We start from the raw sequence: 582 nt of genomic DNA, 5'->3' as shown, positions 1-582 counted from the left end.
AGGCTCAGTTGCAGAACAGCGACCCCATTGAGTGAACCAATGAGGTTGCCATCACTATTCAGCGACCAAGTCAGTTCACCCGTTAAGCCAGTGACGGTTGGTGCAACAAAACCAGTGACACTTGGGTCTGCGAAGCTAAAGCCAGTGATGTCATCACTGCCTGCAGTGAAGCTGAGATTGCCCGTCACGCCAGTGTTGAGTGCATCATCATCCAAGTCGAGGGATAGATCACCACCTTGTGCAGGGTTAAATATTGGATCTCCGCCATCGGTGATAGTGAAGCTGGCGTCATCAGTGGCTACGTCACCGTCGGTATCAGTGATGGTGGCCGTAATTGATACAGCGATGCCATCAGCGTTGTCCAAATTGTTATCCGCAGTAAATGACCACGTACCATCTTCATGAATGGTGAGTGAGCCACCGGCGACATCAAAGGCGGTATCGAAGGTGAAATCATCTTGGTCATAGGTGGTGGTAGTGCCAGCGAACGTCCAGTCAATAGCCAGAGACTGCATACCATCAGCCCCTTCGGTGCCACTCCATGTCCCCGTCAGTGTTTGTCCTTCGACGACTTCATCGTTG

The 582-nt window shown here is 51.7% G+C and carries 1 protein-coding gene; it reads right to left on the bottom strand.

Features of this window, described 5'->3' with window-relative positions; translation table 11 throughout:
• The coding region (locus tag L9G74_RS19900) for a VCBS domain-containing protein (protein ID WP_238898510.1) at window positions 1-582 on the bottom strand (582 nt) is incomplete at both ends.

It is taken from the genome of Shewanella electrica (assembly GCF_022321485.1).
GTDB lineage: Bacteria > Pseudomonadota > Gammaproteobacteria > Enterobacterales > Shewanellaceae > Shewanella > Shewanella electrica.
This window is presented reverse-complemented; position numbering and strand designations above follow the sequence as displayed.